This window comes from Terriglobia bacterium, from assembly GCA_020073205.1.
Taxonomy (GTDB): Bacteria; Acidobacteriota; Polarisedimenticolia; order Polarisedimenticolales; family JAIQFR01; genus JAIQFR01.
Genome location: JAIQFR010000202.1, coordinates 1 through 2,938 on the forward strand (window position 1 = coordinate 1; position 2,938 = coordinate 2,938).

3 protein-coding genes are annotated in these 2,938 nt (G+C 72.0%); 1 reads left to right on the plus strand and 2 read right to left on the minus strand.

Features of this window, described 5'->3' with window-relative positions; genetic code table 11:
- Together LAO51_20375 and LAO51_20380 are read right to left on the minus strand one after the other, a co-directional pair.
- Nucleotides 1–775, minus strand: a 775-nt coding sequence (locus LAO51_20375) for an insulinase family protein (GenBank protein MBZ5641102.1), incomplete at its 3' end; no start/stop codon positions are given.
- A gap of 81 nt (nt 776–856) precedes the next feature.
- A complete protein-coding gene (locus LAO51_20380) occupies nt 857–1,639 on the minus strand; it encodes a methyltransferase domain-containing protein (protein MBZ5641103.1) in 783 nt (260 codons plus the stop codon).
- A 99-nt stretch (nt 1,640–1,738) separates the two neighbouring features.
- Between LAO51_20380 and LAO51_20385 the strand changes: the two genes are divergently transcribed.
- A partial coding sequence (locus LAO51_20385; protein ID MBZ5641104.1) for a hypothetical protein occupies nt 1,739–2,938 on the plus strand: 1,200 nt, incomplete at its 3' end.

Genomic DNA, 2,938 nt, shown 5'->3' on the forward strand with positions numbered 1-2,938 from the left:
AGCCGACCACCGGGTTGTGGTACGGGTGGGCCGTGAACAGTAACCCCTCGAGCGTCTCGGAGACCAGCCCCTCGGCCTGGTTCTCGACGCTCGTCCTCCGCTCCTCGTGCACCACGTCCCGCTCGCTCCAGAACTCGCGGAAGGTCGGATGGAGGAGGCGATCGCTCTCCAGCCGGAACCAGAGCTCGAGGTGGTTCGACGGGAGTTCCATATAGTAGTTCGTGGCGTCGTTGTCCGTGGAGGCGTTCTCGGACTCGCCCCCGGCGCGGGTCATCAGCTCGTCGAACTCGTTCTTGACGATGAGCTTCTTCTCGTCGTTCGTGACCTCCTCGATCCGCGCCCGGAGCGCTTGCACCCTATCCGGGTCCGGCTTCTGGAACGGGTCGTCCGCCCGGTCCAGCTCCCGATCGAGCTCGTGCCAGAGGTCGGAGAGCTTCTTCATCAAGACCGCCTCGGCGTCGGCGTCGAGGGTTCCCACCGCGCGGGTTCCCTTGAACATCATGTGCTCCAGGAGGTGCGCGATCCCCGTCCGGCCCTTGGGGTCGGATGCGGCGCCCACGCCGAACTGGTAGTAGCCGGCGAAGGTCGGGGAGGCGGTCCGCTCCAGCACGAAGATCCGGAGCCCGTTCTCGAGCCGGATCTCCTGGATGCCGAGCTTCTGGACCGGCGCCACGAGCGGCGCGCCGGGAGCGGGCCCCGCGGTCGGCGCAGGCGCCACCGAGGTCAGCAGGAGCAACGCGGGCAGAAGGACTCGCGCGATCGTGGACGATTTCATGGCCGCCCTCCGGAAAACCGCTCCGAGCGGTGAAGCCGCCAGTCTAGCCGAAGCGACGATGGCAGGGAGGTCTCCGAAAGGCTACGAGGTGGTGGAGGCGGATGGCTTCCGGATGAAGAGACTCCGGGCCGCGAATTCCCGGTGATCGAGGCCGGCGGCTCGGTCGAGCAGGCGCAGCCGCTCGGGCAGCTCCAGGCGGAACCGCCAGGTGTCCTCGCGGCCGCCGGCCGAGGCGAACGCGGCGGACCACTCCTCCCAGAAAGGGACCGCGCGCCGGGCGACCGGCTCGACCAGGAGCACGCGCGTCCCGCCCACCGCGGCGTCGAGCAGCCGCTCCCGCAGGCGGTTCCGTGCGGCGCTCTCGATCTCGTTGAGCGTGTAGGCCGCGACGACCGCCCCTCGCGCTCCGGGAAGCCGCGCGCGGTCGAGGTCGGCGCGGCGAGCACGGCCGCGCAAGCCGAGCGCTCGGAACGCGAGCCCTGCTTCGCGGACCGCCCAGTCCGAACGATCCACGCCGAGGATCTCGGGCGCGCCCCCCGCCTCGACCGCCCACGCCGCGCCGGCGGCTCCCGTCCCGCACCCGAGGTCGAGGATCCGGTCCGGTGGGGGAGACAAGGCCTCGAGATCCCGGACGATTCGCCCGACCACGAGAAAGTGCAGCGGCCCGTAGAACAACGCGTACGCGGCGCGCTTGCCCGCTCCCCTGAACGCGTCCGACAGCGGCACGCGGTGGCGCCGCTCGACGTAGAGCGACGAGAGCGCCTGCAGGCCGCGACGGATCTCCGCGAACGAGAGGTCGGCGGCGTGGCGCGCCTCGAGGGCTCGGATCCAGCGGTCGACGAGGACCGTTCCGGCTTCGCTCAATCCCGCTCTCCCGGCCGCCGCCACGCGGTGGGGCCGCGGGAAGGATAGACTGGACGGGTCACGCGATGCACCGGGGCCTCGGCACCCGGCGAGGCGAAGATGTCGAGAGCGATGCGGATTCCGGGGACGATCCTCCTGGCACTTCTGCCGCTGTCGGCCGGCGTCGTCGCGTGGACCCGAGGCTCGGTCGAGGTACCCGTCGCGCCCCCGGAAGCCGTGGTCGACGGCCTCGACCCTGTCGCGCTCCTGGCGGACGTCTCGCCGCAGGTCGAGGAGATCCGCGGCCTCCGCTTCAAGCGTCCGGTCGCGGCGACGGTGATCGACGCGGCGGCGGCCCGCGCCTACGCGGCGAAGCGGCTGCGTTTCCTCGCAACCGCGGAGGACCTCGACGCCGAGCAGAGCCTCTACGAGCTGCTCGGGCTGGTCCCGTCGGGCGCCGAGGTCGTCACGGAGTACCTCGACGTCTTCGACGAGCAGGCGGGAGGGTTCTACGACCCGACGTCCAAGACGTTCTCGCTCCTCGGCCACATGCCTCGGGGCGTCGGGCCGTTCCTCGCGTCCCACGAGCTGACGCACGCCCTGGAGGACCAGTACTTCGACCTGGACGGGCGCCTCGCCGCGGCCCGCGGGAACGACGACGCGATCTTCGCTCTGAGCGCGGTCCACGAGGGGAGCGCGACGCTGGTCATGGCGTCCTACGCGGCCCGCGCGGTCGCCGCCGGGCGGCTCCGCTCCTCGGACCTCGAGGAGCTGCAGGAGAGCGACGCGGGACGGGGAGAGAAGCTCCAAGCGATGCCGCCGGTCCTGAGAAGGCAGCTCCTGGGGGCGTATCTGCTCGGCGCGACCTTCCTCCTCCGAGGGCGTGTCGGCCCGATCGCGACGGCAGCCTATCCCGCCTCCGACGTCGATCTCTGCTACCGCGACGGGCCCGAATCGTCCGAGCAGATCCTCCACCCCGAAAAGTACTGGGTCGCCGCGAAACGCGACCGGCCTCGGCGCATCGCCGTGGGCGACGCGGGCCGGCGACTCGGCGAGGGTTGGCGGAGGGAGGGGACGGGGGTTCTCGGCGAGCTGACGCTCGGTTGCCTCGTGGGCGCGCCGACCCCCTCCGTGGCCGACGCCGGAGCGTTCCCCGGGGGCGGCGCCTGGACCAACGCCGCGGCCTCGGGCTGGGGCGGCGACCGCTGGGAGGTGTGGGCGAAGGGCGGCAGGCGGGTCGCGCTCCTCGCGACCTTCTGGGATACGAAGCGCGACGCGGAGGAATTCGCCTCCGCGCTCCCGGTCCGCCCCGGGCTCGCC